At 65.7% G+C, this 15839-nt stretch carries 17 protein-coding genes, 1 tRNA gene and 1 pseudogene; 11 read left to right on the forward strand and 8 right to left on the reverse strand.

Annotation, left to right across the window (positions count from 1 at the left end; translation table 11 throughout):
* Window positions 1-58: 58 nt before the first annotated feature.
* Window positions 59-259, forward strand: coding sequence for a hypothetical protein (locus ACFO5K_RS15600; protein ID WP_378562387.1), 201 nt, complete (start codon window positions 59-61; stop codon window positions 257-259).
* Here the strand turns inward: ACFO5K_RS15600 and ACFO5K_RS15605 are convergent.
* Window positions 256-516 carry a hypothetical protein gene (locus ACFO5K_RS15605; protein WP_378563881.1) on the reverse strand — a complete coding sequence of 87 codons (261 nt, stop codon included), beginning with the start codon at window positions 514-516 and terminating at the stop codon, window positions 256-258. The genes ACFO5K_RS15600 and ACFO5K_RS15605 overlap by 4 nt on opposite strands.
* Window positions 516-1382, reverse strand: coding sequence for a mycothiol conjugate amidase Mca (gene mca, locus ACFO5K_RS15610; RefSeq protein ID WP_378562390.1), 867 nt, complete (start codon window positions 1380-1382; stop codon window positions 516-518). Before mca ends, ACFO5K_RS15605 begins: the two co-directional genes overlap by 1 nt.
* 121 nt (window positions 1383-1503) lie before the next feature.
* Here mca and ACFO5K_RS15615 point away from each other — a divergent pair, with 121 nt between their 5' ends.
* Together ACFO5K_RS15615 and greA are read left to right on the forward strand one after the other, a co-directional pair.
* Entirely contained in the window at window positions 1504-1962 is a 459-nt protein-coding gene (locus ACFO5K_RS15615) for a DUF4307 domain-containing protein (RefSeq protein ID WP_378562393.1), read from the forward strand.
* Window positions 1963-2211: 249 nt separating this feature from the next.
* Window positions 2212-2703: a transcription elongation factor GreA gene (gene greA / locus ACFO5K_RS15620; protein WP_378563884.1), complete on the forward strand. Its 492-nt coding sequence runs from the start codon at window positions 2212-2214 to the stop codon at window positions 2701-2703.
* A gap of 96 nt (window positions 2704-2799) precedes the next feature.
* On the opposite strand, the gene ACFO5K_RS15625 is transcribed toward greA, so the two are convergent.
* The gene (locus ACFO5K_RS15625; protein WP_378562396.1) at window positions 2800-3942 is read right to left on the reverse strand and encodes a cystathionine gamma-synthase; all 1143 of its coding nucleotides are present in this window, start codon (window positions 3940-3942) and stop codon (window positions 2800-2802) included.
* Window positions 3943-4041: 99 nt separating this feature from the next.
* Between ACFO5K_RS15625 and ACFO5K_RS15630 the strand changes: the two genes are divergently transcribed.
* Window positions 4042-5223: an acyl-CoA dehydrogenase family protein gene (locus tag ACFO5K_RS15630; RefSeq protein ID WP_378562399.1), complete on the forward strand. Its 1182-nt coding sequence runs from the start codon at window positions 4042-4044 to the stop codon at window positions 5221-5223.
* 1 nt (window position 5224) lies between these two features.
* Here the strand turns inward: ACFO5K_RS15630 and ACFO5K_RS15635 are convergent, their stop codons facing one another.
* On the reverse strand, window positions 5225-5557 hold the full coding sequence (locus ACFO5K_RS15635; protein WP_378562402.1) for a hypothetical protein: 333 nt from the start codon (window positions 5555-5557) through the stop codon (window positions 5225-5227).
* Between the two features lie 169 nt (window positions 5558-5726).
* Between ACFO5K_RS15635 and ACFO5K_RS15640 the strand changes: the two genes are divergently transcribed.
* Entirely contained in the window at window positions 5727-6071 is a 345-nt protein-coding gene (locus ACFO5K_RS15640; RefSeq protein ID WP_378562405.1) for a DUF6401 family natural product biosynthesis protein, read from the forward strand.
* Window positions 6072-6135: 64 nt separating this feature from the next.
* Here ACFO5K_RS15640 and ACFO5K_RS15645 read toward each other — a convergent pair whose 3' ends face one another.
* Window positions 6136-6984 (reverse strand): mechanosensitive ion channel family protein, encoded by an 849-nt coding sequence (locus ACFO5K_RS15645; protein WP_378562408.1) that lies wholly within the window; start codon window positions 6982-6984, stop codon window positions 6136-6138.
* Window positions 6985-7538: 554 nt separating this feature from the next.
* Window positions 7539-8792, reverse strand: a complete 1254-nt coding sequence (locus tag ACFO5K_RS15650) for a Glu/Leu/Phe/Val dehydrogenase dimerization domain-containing protein (protein ID WP_378563887.1) — start codon at window positions 8790-8792, stop codon at window positions 7539-7541.
* 152 nt (window positions 8793-8944) lie between these two features.
* Between ACFO5K_RS15650 and ACFO5K_RS15655 the strand changes: the two are divergent.
* Both ACFO5K_RS15655 and ACFO5K_RS15660 read left to right on the forward strand, forming a co-directional pair.
* A pseudogene (locus tag ACFO5K_RS15655) lies at window positions 8945-9238 on the forward strand (LysR family transcriptional regulator); the annotation flags it as partial.
* A 160-nt stretch (window positions 9239-9398) separates the two neighbouring features.
* Window positions 9399-9472 (forward strand) — tRNA-Leu (locus tag ACFO5K_RS15660).
* 104 nt (window positions 9473-9576) lie between these two features.
* Here ACFO5K_RS15660 and ACFO5K_RS15665 read toward each other — a convergent pair.
* On the reverse strand, window positions 9577-10080 hold the full coding sequence (locus ACFO5K_RS15665; protein WP_378562411.1) for a flavoprotein: 504 nt from the start codon (window positions 10078-10080) through the stop codon (window positions 9577-9579).
* Window positions 10081-10116: 36 nt separating this feature from the next.
* Window positions 10117-11430 (reverse strand): hypothetical protein, encoded by a 1314-nt coding sequence (locus ACFO5K_RS15670; RefSeq protein ID WP_378562414.1) that lies wholly within the window; start codon window positions 11428-11430, stop codon window positions 10117-10119.
* A 479-nt stretch (window positions 11431-11909) separates the two neighbouring features.
* Here ACFO5K_RS15670 and ACFO5K_RS15675 point away from each other — a divergent pair, with 479 nt between their 5' ends.
* From ACFO5K_RS15675 to ACFO5K_RS15690, 4 genes are all read left to right on the forward strand, one after another.
* Window positions 11910-12383: a DNA-directed RNA polymerase subunit beta gene (locus ACFO5K_RS15675; RefSeq protein ID WP_378562417.1), complete on the forward strand. Its 474-nt coding sequence runs from the start codon at window positions 11910-11912 to the stop codon at window positions 12381-12383.
* A 460-nt stretch (window positions 12384-12843) separates the two neighbouring features.
* Window positions 12844-14199, forward strand: coding sequence for a hypothetical protein (locus ACFO5K_RS15680; protein WP_378562420.1), 1356 nt, complete (start codon window positions 12844-12846; stop codon window positions 14197-14199).
* Window positions 14200-14208: 9 nt separating this feature from the next.
* Entirely contained in the window at window positions 14209-14898 is a 690-nt protein-coding gene (locus tag ACFO5K_RS15685; protein WP_378562423.1) for a class I SAM-dependent methyltransferase, read from the forward strand.
* Window positions 14895-15818, forward strand: coding sequence for a glycosyltransferase family 2 protein (locus tag ACFO5K_RS15690; RefSeq protein ID WP_378562426.1), 924 nt, complete (start codon window positions 14895-14897; stop codon window positions 15816-15818). The genes ACFO5K_RS15685 and ACFO5K_RS15690 overlap by 4 nt, the downstream gene beginning before the upstream one ends.
* Window positions 15819-15839 lie beyond the last annotated feature (21 nt).

Consider the following 15839-nt stretch of genomic DNA (forward strand, 5'->3'; position numbering starts at 1 on the left):
ACGATTGCGTGTCGGCCGAAACGAACGCTCGACCTGGTCCGATGCCATGAGTGTGAACATGACCGACGTCCCGCTGCCCGCTGAAATGACCGCGACCGAACGCCGTGCGGCACTGCGCAGGCTCGTCGTGCTGTTCGGTCTGATGAACACGATGATCGAGCTCAGCGCGAGCGGCGCGCAACGGTCGGTGGCCGAACACGCCACCGCCGCGCGCGAACTGGTGGGCGAACTGGTCGCCGACCTGGCCAGATCCGGTTAAGTCGCCGGTTTCGGCGGCTCGGCGGAACCTTCGTCGGTGGCCGGGATCACGCCCGGTTCGGTCCCTTCGTCGGCCTTCTGGTCCGGTTCCGGATGTTCGGGTTCGAACGTGTCGGGCAGTGCCTTGAGGTGCTTGTTCATCGAGCGCACCAGCAGCACCGTGCCCGCCAGCAGGATCAGTACGACCAGCAGCCCGAGTGGGGACGCCTTACCGAACTCGGGTCCGGTGGGTGTGTCTTGTGCGAGGAGAGCCAGAATCACCGGTCAGCGTCCTCGATGCCGGCGAACAGGTCGGTCTCCGGGATGGCGGTGGATACTCTCGTCTTGGCCAATTCGAACTCCTCGGTCGGCCACAGCCGCTGTTGCAACTCCAACGGGATCGCGAAGAACGCGCCGTTGGGATCGATCTGGGTGGCGTGCGCGCGCAGGGCGTCGTCACGCTGGGGGAAGTATTTCGAACACTCGATCTGGGTGGTGACCCGGCCCATGATGTCGCCGCGCGCGCCCGCGTACTGACGCATCCGGTCCAGCCACTCCTGCAGCGGGAACGGCTTGCCGTCGCGCTCGTACTCGGCGGCGAAGGCTTCCAGCCGCTTCTGGCTGAACCCGTGGTCGTAGTACAGCTTGAGCGGGGTCCAGGGCTCCCCGGCCGCCGGGAAAGCTTCCGGGTCGCCCGCGGCTTCGTAGGCGGCCACCGACACCTCGTGGCAGCGGATGTGGTCGGGGTGCGGGTAACCGCCGGTTTCGTCGTAGGTGGTGATCACGTGCGGTCTGAATTCGCGGATCACCCGTACCAGCGCCTCGGTGGCCACCTCGAGCGGCACCAGCGCGAAGCAGCCCTCGGGCAGCGGTGGTAGCGGGTCGCCCTCGGGCAGGCCCGAGTCGACGAAACCGAGCCAGTGCTGGCGCACCCCGAGCGCGTGGGCGGCCGCGGCCATCTCCTCGCGCCGGACCTCGTTGATCCGGTCCAGGACGCCGGGGGTGTCCATGGCCGGGTTCAGGATGCTCCCCCGTTCGCCACCGGTCAGGGTCACGACCAGGACATCGACGCCCTCGGCCGCGTACCTGGCCGTGGTCGCGGCGCCTTTGCTCGATTCGTCGTCGGGGTGGGCGTGCACTGCCATGAGGCGAAGGCCACTCACGTCTCGTTCACCATCGCTCTCGCTCGCGGGTGTCAGAACTACAGTCCCTATAGTTCCATCCGATGCCCTGTTTGTTCCGACCACCCCCGGGAGCGAGAAACCGATGACCGAGCCCGCCCCCGACACCGCGGCGACCACCGCGGCCGCCGCCGCGCGACACGCCGAACGCTACGGCACGAAACCCCCGGTGCGCCGCCGGTGGCTGATGGTCGTTCTCGGCGTCGGCGTGGTCGTGGCCGGCTTCGCGGTGGCCTACCTCGGCTTCCAGAAATACGGCCCGAAGGCGATCGAGACCGAACAGCTCGGATATGTGGTGGTCGACGATTCCACCCTCGAGGTGCGCATCAAGGTGACCAGGGAGAATCCGCGACAGCCGGTGGTGTGCTTCGTGCGGGCGATGAGTCGCGACAGTGCCGAGGTGGGCAGGCGTGAGGTACTCGTGCCGGCCTCCGAACACACCAGCGTGCAGGTGCGCACTACAGTCGAGTCGTCGACCCGGCCCTCGGCCGGCGACATCTACGGATGCAGCGAGGACGTGCCAGGCTATCTACGCCAGCCTTAGCCGCCACACGCCCCGTCAGCTGGCCTGACCTGCATCTTTGTGAGACATGCTAAAATGGGCTGATACACGGTTCCGGGGTTCGGAGCCGTGTTTGCTGCATTGGCGGCCAGCGATGCTGTTCGGCGGGTTTCGGGTTCACCCCCAGGATCGCTCCAGCCGTCGGGTCGGCGCATGCCCTTCTCCGGGAGGGCATGCGCCGGTTTCAGGGAATCCCGGTCCGCCGGGAACAACTACTAGGGAGTGATCGAGATGACCGAGAATGTGACCTGGCTTACCCAGGAGTCGCACGACAGGCTCAAGAGTGAGCTGGACTTGCTCATTGCCAATCGTCCGGTCATTGCCGCCGAGATCAACGAGCGTCGCGAAGAAGGCGACCTCAAGGAGAACGGTGGCTACCACGCCGCGCGTGAGGAGCAGGGTCAGCAGGAGGCGCGCATTCGCCAGCTGCAGGAACTCCTGAACAACGCCAAGGTCGGCGTGGCCCCCACCAAATCCGGTGTGGCACTGCCCGGTTCGGTCGTCACGGTTTACTACGACGGCGACGAGAGCGACACCGAGAGCTTCCTGATCGCCACCCGCGAAGAGGGCCTGGGCGCCACGGGTCTCGAGACCTACTCGCCGAACTCGCCGCTGGGACACGCGCTGATCGACGCCAAGGTGGGCGAGACCCGCGAATACACGCTGCCCAACGGCAACACCATGAAGGTGACCCTGGTCAACGCCGAGCCCTACCACGGCTGATCCCGGCGCCCGGTGCACCGGGCGTGCTGAACCCGAACACGAACGGCCGCATCCGATATCCGGATGCGGCCGTTTCGTCATGTGCGGGGTTCCTACTCAGCTCAGGGCTTGCTCGATGTCGGCGAGCAGGTCGCTGATGTCCTCGATCCCGACCGAGAGGCGGACCAGGTCGGCGGGCACTTCCAGTTCCGAACCCTCGGTGCTCGCGTGCGTCATCGCGCCCGGGTGCTCGATCAGCGATTCGATGCCGCCCAGCGATTCGGCCAGGGTGAAGATCTCGGTGCGTGAGCAGAATTTCAGTGCCGCCTCCCGGCCACCGGCCAGGCGCACCGAGATCATGCCGCCGCTGCGGCGCATCTGCTTCTGCGCGATCTCGTAGCCGGGGTGCGTGGGCAGACCCGGGTAGATCACCTTCGAGATGGCGGGGTGGTTGCTGAGGAACTCCGCGATCGTCTCGGCGTTGTCGCAGTGCTTCTCCATCCGCACGGCCAGGGTCTTGATGCCGCGCAGGGTGAGGAAGGCGTCGAACGGGCCAGGGACCGCGCCCGCGCCGTTCTGCAGGAACGCGAACGCCTTGTCGAGTTCTTCGTCGTCGGTGATCAGCGCGCCGCCGACCACATCGGAGTGACCGCCCAGGTACTTGGTGGTCGAGTGCAGCACGATGTCGGCACCCAACCGCAGCGGCTGCTGCAGGTACGGCGTGGCGAAGGTGTTGTCGACGACCAGTTTCGCCCCCGCACCGTGCGCGAGGTCGGCCAGCGCCGGGATGTCACCGATGCTGAGCAGCGGGTTGGTCGGCGTCTCGACCCACACCAGCTTGGTGTTGGGGCGGATGGCCGCGCGCACCGCGTCGAGGTCGGCGATGTGGGCCGGTGAGTACTCGATGCCCCACTGGGTGAACACCTTGTCGATGAGCCGGAAGGTACCGCCGTAGGCGTCGTCGGGGATCACGATGTGATCGCCGGGCCGCAGCACCGCGCGCAGTGCGCAGTCGGTGGCCGCCATGCCCGAGGCGAAAGCCCGGCCGAATCCGCCCGATTCGATGGCGGCGAGGTTGGCCTCCAGCGCCGTGCGGGTCGGGTTGCCGGTGCGCGCGTACTCGTAACCGCCACGCATGCCGCCGACACCGTCCTGGGCGAAGGTGGAACTCGCGTAGATGGGCACGTTGACCGCACCGGTCTGAGGATCGGGTTCATATCCGGCATGCACGGCCCTGGTGGAGAATCCCAGCTCACTCATGAGCTCAGACTAGTTGGCTGGTCCCGGCTGCGCGCGCAGGGGTATTGCGCCCGTACGAAGTGCCGGATTCGGCGGCGGCGCTGCCGTTAGGCTGACCCCATGGTGACCGTCGAAGAACTGTTCGCGATCGATTCGTTGCTGTCGGCCGAGGAGCGCGAAATTCGCGACACCGTGGACCGATTCGGGCAACGCAGGCTGCGTCCGCACATCGCCGACTGGTTCGACAACGGCACCTTCCCGGCGCGCGAGATCGCCCCGGAACTGGGCAAGCTCGGACTGCTCGGCATGCACCTGGAGGGATACGGCTGCGCGGGTGCCTCGGCCACCGCCTACGGACTGGCGTGCCAGGAGCTCGAGGCCGTCGATTCCGGGGTGCGCAGCATGGTGTCGGTGCAGGGCTCACTGGCCATGACCGCGATCCACTTCTTCGGGTCGGAGGAACAGAAACAGCAGTACCTGCCGGCGATGGCCGCCGGCGAGGTGATCGGCTGCTTCGGGCTCACCGAACCCGACTTCGGGTCCAACCCGGGCGGCATGCGTACCCGGGCGCGGCGGGTCGGCGAGGACTGGGTACTCAACGGGTCGAAGATGTGGATCACCAACGGGTCGGTCGCCGATGTGGCCGTGGTGTGGGCCTACGCCGAAGAGCCCGGCACCGACAAGCCGAGGGTGCGCGGTTTCCTGGTGCCCGCGGGCACACCCGGATTCACCACCCGCGAGATCCACCGCAAACTGTCGTTGCGCGCCTCGCTCACGGCCGCCTTGGATTTCGACGAGGTGCGGCTGCCCGCCGATGCCGTGCTGCCGGAGTCACGCGGGTTGAGTTCACCGCTGGCCTGTTTGAGTGAGGCCCGCTTCGGCATCGTCTTCGGTGCACTCGGCGCCGCCCGCGACTGCTTGCGCGCCACCATCGACTACGCCCGCACCCGGGAAGTGTTCGACAAACCGCTGGCCGGTTACCAGCTCACCCAGGCCAAGCTGGCCGACATGGCGCTGGAGCTGGGCAAAGGGCAGCTGCTGGCGTTGCAGCTGGGCCGGTTGAAGGATCGCCACGAGATCACCGGCGAACAGATCAGCGCGGGCAAGCTGAACAGCACGCGCGAAGCGATCGAGATCGCGCGTCAGTGCCGGACGATTCTGGGCGCCAACGGCATCACCCTCGACTATCCGGTACTGCGGCACGCGAACAACTTGGAATCGGTGCTCACCTATGAGGGGACCGTCGAGGTGCACCAGCTGGTGCTGGGCAAGGCGCTCACCGACGCCAACGCGTTCCGGTAGGTCAGGACCGGGCGGACTCGGCCGTCGAGGCCGGTGCGACCGTTCGCGCCGGCCGGAGCAGACCCGCGGCGAAGGCCAGCGCCAGCGTGAGCAGCACGACGGTGAGCACCGTCAGCGCCAGCGGCACGGTGACCGAGGGGGCGACGCCGACGGCGGTGAGGGTGGCCATGCCGCCGCAGCCCCAGATGAGTGCGGCGAGCAAGCGACCCAGGAGCGGGGCGTACGGCGACGTGCGCAGCATCGTGCTGATGCCGGTCCGGGCGGCGTACCCGGCGCCGGCCGCGATGACCGGGTTCATCCCGAGCAGCTGGACGGCCGAATCGGTGACGTGCACTGTGGAACCTTTCGCTCGCCGAGCTGGTTTGCCGAAAGTTCTCTCGGTCTGGTTATACCCGCCGTAACCGCTTCCGTCGACGGCCAGACTTGCTGGTCAACCGACCAGTAGGTCTTGCATATAACGATTCGATTTCATAATGTTTAGCATGCTTGCTACCCTCTGAGGCGTGTTCACGCGAGGCCCCGCGTTGCTCGAAGTTTCGGCTCGGCGACATCTGCAACAGTTGAATATCGAATACGGCGTCCCCGCGGCCACCGCGGCCACCGCGCTACCGGGCGTGCTCGCACAACTGGATCAGCACGCCGCCGCGATCCGCGACATTCTCGAGTTCGGAGTCGAGGATTCGGCGCAGATTCCGGTCACCATCCTGCTCGCCGGATACGCGCGCGGACTACTCGATCAGCTCGCCGAACGGGCCGGGCAATTCGCCGGTGTGGCACCGCAGACCTGGCACGACGCCGACTGGCTGCAATTGCGCTTGGCCGCGGTGTGCAGGCACGCCGAGCTCTGAATTCATCCCGCATACGACGACGCTCCGCCATCGAGTTCGATGACGGAGCGTCGAGGTCCGATGACTACCTGGGCGTATCCCCGCCCCAACCGGGCTGCTGCTCCCCGGTCACCGGGTAGGCCGCACCGGGCGTGACCCGCTGACGGCCCTGCTCGGCGTGCGCACCCGAAACCCGCTCGCCTTCACGCGACATGTCCTCACGGCCGCGCTGGTAAGCCTGGGCCTGCCCCTTGAGCGCGGGCATCTCCGATTCCAGGCTGCCGAGCCAGTTGTTCCAGCGCTGCTCCATGGGCCGCACCAGGCCGCCGCCGACACCGACCACCAGGATGCCGCCGATGGTGGCGAGCACGGCGATCAGGATCGGCGTGGTCACCGAGGTCGCCACGCCGATCTGGTTCAGCGCGGCGATGATGCCGATGCCCCAGATGAACACCGCGGCGATCTTGCCGAGCATGCCGCCATAGGACAGCCCGCCCAGCATGTTGCCGACCAGTTCGCTCACGGCGTGGGCGATGGCGCCGGCGATCACCACGATCAGGATCGCCACTGCCGCCTTGGGCAGCCAGGCCACGATGCCGGTGAGCAGATCACTGACCGGGTTGGGCCCGAAGACACCGAAACCGATCTGCAACGCGATCAGCAGAATCGCGTAGTAGGCGATCTTGGCGAGTAGGTCGGAGGCGTCATACTTGCTCTTGGACAACATCTTCTGGACTTGCCCGCGTTCCACCAACCGATCGAAGCCCACGCGCTCGAGTACCGCGTTGACAATTTTCGCGACTACTTTCGCGATGATCCAGCCGATCAGCAGGATGACGACGAAGGCAACCAGCTTCGGAACGAATTGCGCGACCGAACTCCACGCGTCATTGAAGCCTTGCTGGAATTCGATCGCGACGACGGAGTTATCCACAGCACTTCCTTTCGCTCTTCCCGCCCGATTTGCCGAGTGTCTGTCTCACCCGGGGTTACCCGGGATATGTGAACCGAACCACCAAAGTAACGGGCAATTTGCTTTTGCCTTGACATATGACGCATGACACACCACGAGCCGGTCAGTAGGGGTTGCGCGGCACGGAACAGGGATCCCACCCACATCGCGGGACCGGATCATCACCGAGGCGTTGCGCCTCTTCGGTGAGCAGGGCTTCGCCAAGACCTCGATCGCGACGTCACCCGCATCCTGCTGCGTGACAACTCGATTACCGGGCATGCGCGGCGAGATCTCCATCAACAGCGCCCTGCTCGCCGCCGACGCGGCCGTCAGCGCCGTGCGGGTGCGGTCGGGCGACTCGACCAGTATCTGAGCCGATGGTCGGCGCCTGCCTGGTGGGCGCCGATACCCGACGGATCGCCCGGCCTGGCGGGGCCGGGCGATCTATCGCGAATTCGCGGGCGCGGCCGCGCTGACCGGAACCTGATATTCCTCCGGTGCCGTCACCCGCCGCCGCTGTCGCGCAGCGGCGGTCAGGGGATGACGACCCGCCCGATGAGCGGTGCCGGGTCGTCTGCCCAGCGGTGCCCGGCCTCGCGCGGGGTGATGTCGTCGTCGGTCCACGCGGTCAACAGCTGGGCGACCTTGTCGTGCATGGTGGTGCGCAGCCGATCGAACGAGGTGTCGGGAACGTCGTCCACCTCACCGAGCAGCAACCACCACGCCCACGCCACCGCACCGGCGTTGGCGACGAAGTCCGGCAGCACCGGAATGCCGCGCGCGGCGAGCATGGCTTCGGCTTCCGGGGTGGTCGCCGCGTTCGCCGCTTCGACGATCACATGGGCCCTGATGTCGAAGGAGTTGTCCGGCGTGATCGCGTACGAGATCGCCGCAGGCACCAGGATGTCGACGTCGGCGCTGATGATGGCGTTGCGGGGCAGTGCGGTGATGCCCTCGGGCAGCCGGGCCCGGTCGATCTCGCCGTAGCCGTCGCGCAGGTCCAGCAGCGCGGGGATGTCGAGGCCGTCGGCGCAGTACAGGGCACCGGCGGCGTCGGCCACCGTGGTCACCTTCATACCCGCCTCGTGCAGGTAGTAGGCCGCCGATCCGCCCATGGTGCCCACGCCCTGGATCGCGACGGTCGTCTCGCCGGGAGCCCGGCCGCGCGCCACCGCGGCGGCGAGGCAGGCATGCGCAACCCCGTACCCACCGATCACATCACCGAGCAGGAAGCCGCCGTCGACCGCGGCGTTGAGCCCGTTGCGCACCCGCTCCAGGGTTTTCGCCGGGTCGGCGGAGCGCCGGATGGCGGCGTGGTAACTCTGGTCCAGGTCCAGTTTTTCGAACACCTCGTCGATCAGGTGCTGCGGGACGCCCAGGTCCTCCGCGGTGACCCAGTGCGCGTCGAGCCAAGGGCGCATGGCCTCGCAGAAGCGTTCCAGCACGGCCCCGGCTCGCGGGTCCTTGGGATCGAAGTCGATTCCGCCCTTGGCGCCGCCGATCGGCAGGTCGAAGGTGGCGGTCTTGTTGGCCATGCCGCGCGCCAGGTCCTCCACCTCACCCAGGGTGCAGCCGGCCCGCATGCGGGTGCCGCCGGTGGTCAGCCCACCGCGCAGCGTGTGCACCACCAGGTAGCCCACCGCCTCGGTCAGGGAATCGGTCCAGTGCAGGCGCAGATACGGCTCGCTACGACGGGTCGCGGGGGCCGGCGCTGTGGCCGCGGGGGTGGTCGAAACGGTCTGCGAAGTCACCTGCGGCGTGCCCCCGGTCGGGTTCAACGTCGTCATGGCGCCCACCTCCTTCTTGATGCTCGTCATCACCCGTGGCGGACCTCGTCGTCCCGGTCACCCCAGCCTGCCGTCGCCCCTGGTCGCGCGTCTATTTACGGTTCGTACACGGGATCCTTCAAAGTTCCTGCACAGTGCTTAAGCTCGGGTCCATGGACCTGTCATTGGCCCGCCTGCGAATGTTGCGGGAACTACATCGCCGCGGCACGATCACGGCCGCCGCGGCCGCCTTGCACTACACCGCCTCGGCGGTCTCCCAACAGCTCGCCCAGCTCGAACGCGATGTCGGTACCCGGCTGTTCGAGCGACGCGGGCGCGGGGTGCAGCTCACCGACCTGGGCACGGTGCTCGCCGAGCACGCCGAGGAGATCCTCGCCGCGGTCGAACGCGCGACCCAGGCGCTCGAGGAAGCCGGCGGCTCGGTGACGGCGAAGATCACCGCCGGGCCGCCACTCCCTGCTCGGCAAACGAGAGCAGGCCAAGATCTGACCAGTACCTTCCAGGGACAACGGCCGGCTCGGCGCGCTCACTCACGACACGCCGATCCGACCGCGTCTACCGACACGATTCCGGTACACCCGTACGAGTCGCTAGGCTGTCCCGGACGCCCCTATAGCCCAATTGGCAGAGGCAGCGGACTTAAAATCCGTCGAGTCTGGGTTCGAGTCCCAGTGGGGGCACTTCGGTGCTGGTAGGCGCATTGCTGCGCTGGTCAAGGCCTTGATCAGCTGCCCACCCCGGCCCCACCCTGGTATCGAGCCATACACCGAGTAGGCCGTCAGCCCTAGCCGAGAGCCTTCAACGCCGCCGACCACGGCAACGGGCCGGTATCGGCATCGGCGTCGATCCGAACGAGCCGCACTCCCCACTCGGTGAGACGTGCCTGTGCCTCGCGAATGGCCGGGAAGTTCATCTGCTCCTGTTTGGCGTGCGGGATCGCCACCACGGGCAACCCAGCGCCGACAGCCTCCACCAGCAGTGCAAGTGGCAAAGTGTCACCGATTCCCGCAGCCCATTTCGCCAGCGAGTTCGTGGTCAATGGAGCGGCGATGATGGCATCAGCCGCAGGCAGCAGGTCATCGGTTCCCGGTTCCTTGAACTCCGAGCGCACCGGATACCCGGTCTGTGCTGCCAACGCCTCGGCGTCGATGAAGCGCGCACCATTGGGTGAGGCAACGACGCAGACGTCCCAACCGTCGGCCTGCGCCATCTTCACCAGCTCACCGATCGTGTCGGCCCGTGATGCACCGGTCACGATCGCGTACAACACCCGAGTGCGCTCAGTCATGAGCCCATCATGGCAGCCCAGCGAGAGGTCTGTCGGCTAGGCAACGACACCTATTCGCTGAGCGAGCTTGCCCAGGTCGCCGGTCGTGAGCGTGCGCTTGGCGACGGACATCATGTCGCCGACGGTCTCCTGCACCGCATCCGAATTCCGAACTTGCTCTGGTGCAATGCTTTCGGCTCGTAGCAACGCATTCAGGGAAGTGCCGTAGTCGCGGCGTGACGCCGCCGCGCGCCCTACCTCTACGAAGTACTGCGCCGCCCTTCCCGGAGTCGGCAACATCTGCGGTTTCAATTTCTGCGCGAGGGCCAGTACCGCTTCGGGTTCGCGACCTTCCATCGCCACGCTCATCTTCCACAGGGCCACGTTCGCCGAGTTGAACGTAGGATTGCCGATGATCGATGAACGATCGGCCGTGACGGGGCCGTCTAGCCGTGCCGCGTACTCGGTGGCATGATCCAGATGATCGTGTGGGCTGCCACCGCCAGCAGCCGTCGCCAGCGCGGCCTGCAAGTGCAGCATCCCCATCGCTTGCACTTCGTTGACGGTTTCAATACGTGAGCCGGCCGAAGCCGCAGTGCTTTCCGCACGATCGAGGGCAGCTTTCGTTGAGATGGGTCGAGCCAACAGCACTTGACTGGACACGAATGCTGCAGCAGCACAACCCGACTTGCTGTCGATGGCACGGGCTGCGTCCTCGGCGGCCCGCGCGGCAACCCACGCCAACGTCAGATGTCCGCGGGCGCGCATCACGACAGAGGTGTCGAAACTGACCTGCGCCAACGCATCCCAAGCAATGCGTTGCTCGGACTCGCCGCTTTCACGGGTGTGCCGGTACAGGTCGGTGATCAATGGCGCGAGCATCACGGCGAGAGTGGAGTACTCGCCAACCATGTTGAGTCTCGTGACTGTTCGGCTGGCGGCGATGAGAGCCGGGATTGAGCGCAGCGGCCCGGTGTAGTCGACGTTTCCCGCTGCCCACAACGCAGTCTCGATCTCGGCAGCCAGGGCCGTGAAGTCGTCTACGTCGACCAACAGTGTGTCGAGCCCTGACCACCCACGCCGGCCAGTGTTGAATTCGAAACCTGTCAACGTGTCACCGGTGCGCACGTCCACGGCTGGAGCTGGGTGCGCGGGCAACGAGTGGCGGCTCCTCCAGGCGGCTTCGCCTTCCGCGATGATTTGCTCGAAGCGTGCACGGTCGTCCTGAGTTGCGTGGCGAGCGTATGCCGTGTCCAGGATCTCTTGCGCCACTGAGCGAGGTTTGACCGCACTCAAGCCCGAGCGCCAGTTGCTCACCGTGGTTGTCTCGACACCCAGCATGTCCGCGAATTCCCGGATCGACTTACGCATTGCCTCTTGAAGAACGGCCGCTTCGAAGCCGGTCCACCCCTGCCCACGTATCATCGCCGCCCCCGCTTTCCAGTGTCCGACTGGGGAAATGCCTACGTTACGCCCACGGTACGCCATCGCTACGCGATTCCTGTCGATGCTGTTGGAGGGCCACGATTGAAGCCTGAACCAGCTCGCGAAACCGCCGAGCGAATGCCCAGCATTGTTTGCGAGCGTCACCTGGGAGCCGCAATGAGATACGCCGAAGAGCTGAACCCGCAACCATCCGCGGTGTGGTCTGACCCATCCTCGGGCGCCAGCACAAACCCTTCCGCCGACACACTCGCCGATATCAAGGACACCCACGCGTTCAAACGATCATGCACTGACCTTGTCAGTGCGCTCGAGGCGATGACAGTAGCCGGATGGATCACGACCAAACCCACTGTCCCTGTTACCGAGGTCACCGACACCGAGACCTGGGTAGGTGAGGAATCCCGATGACACAGTCAAGCCCGACCAGGGCATGGACCGAGTCTCCCCGCTCGCGCTGCGAGTACTACCGGAGCGTGTGCTCGCTGCCCACCGTAATCGATCCCGGAACGGGTCGGATCACGATGCGGGCCGGTTTTGTCGGAGCGGTGATGATGCCGACCCAACTTGCCCAACAGGTCAAATCCAGCCTCGACCTTCGTGGTGTTGCTCCGTTGTCGATCATCGGCCACCCGCGCGCCGACATGTGGACATTTCTGGTCAGGGCAGACATCCGGTCGATCGGCGAACCCGCCGACATGGCACGGCTATGGGGGGCACGGGTGGTGGTGATCCGCAACGGCGACATTGCCTTGCCGTCGCCGGCACATGCCCCTCTGATGGTTCGCATATGGGTATCTCCGGCCACCGGCGCATTTCGTCCCTCGGGGGCCGTGCTGATCGAATGCGCGCTCTCGATCTTGAGGCAGAGCAGCTCGTGAACAACGGTGGCGGCCAGCGTCACTGGCGAATCGGATATTGACCGGCCGCCGAACCGCACATGTGATGACGCATTCGCTGAGAAACATTGCAGCGATTGCGTTCATCGCGATTTGGCTGCCGCTGATCTGCCACCGCCGCTGTTCATTTCGGCCCCTGTGCCGTTTTCCGTGCCGCACCTACGAACGGTTGTCCCGACAGCCCTGAGCCCAACGCACCTTCTAGCCGACCGAAGGCCATGGTGCGACGGCCAGCGGAGACCACGCCACACGTCGACCGGCCCTGGACCGCGTCAAGACAGCCCAGGCCAGCGGTTGGGCGAAGCAGGCGCCGCCGTTCGTATCTACGACCGCGACACGATCACCGCGCGCTGGCGAACGCCCCTCTTGGAGGGACCAGCGTGTCCCATCACCGCGGAACGCCACAGACACCGCCATCCGGCACATGACAACGGAGAACTCAATGAGCATCCACCAACTGGTCGTCATCGGCTACGACGAGATCGTCCGCAACAAATACATGCCCGTGATCCGAGATGCGATCGCCGAGGGCCACCTCGACTCCTGGTCGCTGATCGACCTCGAGTCCGAACGCGAGGTCATCGAGACACGCCTCGTCGGCGCGGACCCGCAACCACGCGCGAAGTTCTTCGTCCAGGCCGATAATGGTGACACAGCACTGGCCCTCGAAACAGCCCAGACAGCACTGCGCTTCCTACGCATACCCGGCTTGCCGATGCTCGCCTACATCGCCACCGAAGTCGGCTCACATGAGCAGTACCTACGCCGTTGTGTGGCCGAAGGAATCAACTCGTTGGTGGAGAAGCCAGTGCTGGCCCCCATGAGCGGTGGTGTGTTCGATCCCTCACGGATTTCGGCCACCATGGCCGAGCTGATCGCCGATGCCACAGCAAGAAGGACCCGGCACTCGGTGATGACGTTGAGCCGCTACCACAGCATCTACAACGATCGGCTCATCGCACCGCTCCGTGAACGAATGCTCGCGTGGAAGGCGCCGCTGACCTCGTTCCACCTGAGGGCCGCCGGCGGAGTGTGGAATCTCGAGCACGAATTCGTCACCCGCGACGATCACCCTTACCGCCACGGGTACGGGATGTTGATGCACGGCAGCTACCACTACATCGACCTCGCGGTCCAGGTCCTCTCACTGAACAAGCTCGTCCTGGGAAATCGGCCGTTGCGGTTGCAGCTGTGCTCGTTCGGCGCGTTTCCCACCGACCAAGGCCGCCGACTGTCTTCGCGGGCGACGAAATTGCTCAGCGGCCACTCCGAATGTGCTGTGCTGACGCGGGATCCGCGGCGCTTCGGCGAAACCGATATCACCGCCACGTTCCGGCTCGTCGACGCCGAAACCGAGGCCACGATCACCTTGGGCACACTGTCTTTCGAGCAGACGACACCATCGATTCGGAGTTGGTCGGCATTCCCTGCCGGGGTGTACAACAAGAACGGCCGGACCAGTAGCGTCGACCTCGAAGCACAGTTGTCCACGCTGTACTCGGTGCATGTGCACTGCTACGACGTACCTCGCGGACCCGACGCCGACAAGATCGGCGCCGTCGCCGAAATCCTCACCCGCGCCAACGCCTCGCTGCTCACCGAGGACTCCTACGTCACCCGCGAGACCTTCGACGGGCTCTTCCACAGCGACAGCAATCGCACCCCCATGCAGAACTGGTTGCGTGGCACCGAAACCCGCAGCCGATTGAAAGACCACTATCTGCCGATGCGGGTGACCGAGGCCCTCGCGTTGTCGCTGCGTATCCCCGGACAGATCGTCGAAATCGACGGGTTCTAGGAGGAACACATGTGCGTATCCCGCTCTCGAGACGACGTCACGACCTTCTATCTCACGGCTTTGGCCGGTACCGCCCCGACGGCGGAACGGCTCACGGCGCCGGTTTCCGACCGGTTCGCCTCCTTTCTGAACGCGCTCGATCACCGGGCTCGGCGAACCGCCCTCGACCTCGGCTACGGCATGGGTACCTACACCGTCGCCTTGGCCCGCTCGGGATTCGACGTGGTGGCCGTCGACCAGGTCCCGACGCAATTCCTGCGTTCGCGGCTATTCGGGCTCACGCATTTGACCGACCGAATCGAGGTCGTTCAACAGCGGATCGAGAACTTCTCTGTCGAACGGCAATTCGGTGTAGTCGTGGCCAAAGACGTCTTCCACTACCTGCGCCAGGATCAGGTCCGCGAGAGCCTGACCCGATGCATCCAACGTGCCCCGTCTGGCGCGGGGCATTTCCTCGAGGTGTTCACCGACATCGCCCGCACTGACCGGCAGGGCCGGCGGGTGTTGATCGAGGACGAAGCCGCCTACACCGCCGACGCGTTCCGCACCACGATCGAACGCCTCTACACCGGATGGGACTGCCACATGCGTTTGACCCGGCATTGCGAGCGCAACACCGACACTTCACACAACTACTTCGAGGCCAACAGGATCACCGTCAGCGACTACCGCACCAACGACGCCCGCGTCCGCCGATGAGCGAAAAGCCGCTCGGGTTGAGTGTGATAGTGCCCTGCTACAACAGCGGACGCTTCCTCTTGGAGGCGGTGGAATCCGTGGTGCGACAGCCGATGTCGGTTCCTTACGAAGTCATCGTTGTGGACGACGGCAGCGACGAACGCGAAACTTTGGCCAGCATCGATGCGTGCCGCGAGTTCTCGAACGTCCGCGTCGTCACGCTCGACGGCAATCACGGCGTGCAAGCTGCTCGCAACGCGGGCCTCGACAACGCCCGCTATGCCTATGTCCTGCCGCTGGACTCCGACGACCGGCTGGCCACTGACCCCGGCGTCGTCGCGGGCGGCAGCTACCCGGATCGAGCAGTGCGTCTGCTATCCACCGCGCCTCATGTGGCGTTTGTCCACACCTATTCACAGATGTTCGGCGAGTTCAGCGGATTGACGATCTCAGCGTATCCCTGCCACGAGCAGTTGATGATCCGCAAACACCACGCGCCGACGTCGATAGTCTACCGGCGAGCCGATGCCCTCACCGCGGGCGGCTACGACCCGCAGATCCGCAAGTGGCAGGACTGGGCCTTCGCCATCGGCATCCTCGCCACCCGACATAGGCGCGGCACACCCAACGACATCGTCTGTATTCCGGGCCCACTGCACGAGTACCGCGTCCACACCCGCTTCGCTCGTCTCTCCGCCGCCCACGTCGAGGAGCTGGCATCGGTACGGCTGGTAGTCGAAAAGAACCTCGACTACTTCCAGGCCGGCCTCGATGAAGATCGGCCCGCGGCCGAACTGGCCGCGTTGGTCTGCGCGAGCAAACCCGATCGGCTGACCGACCTGCTGCACATGGCTGCCGTCGACCTCGACCAGGCTCTGATGGTCGCTCGAGGACGCGCCGCCACCATGTCCAGCCCTACCGACGTCCTGGGGATTCCATGAACGAGCCGAACTCGAAACTAC

Origin of the sequence: Nocardia halotolerans, assembly GCF_042650145.1 — a bacterium.
Classification (GTDB): Bacteria; Actinomycetota; Actinomycetes; order Mycobacteriales; family Mycobacteriaceae; genus Nocardia; species Nocardia halotolerans.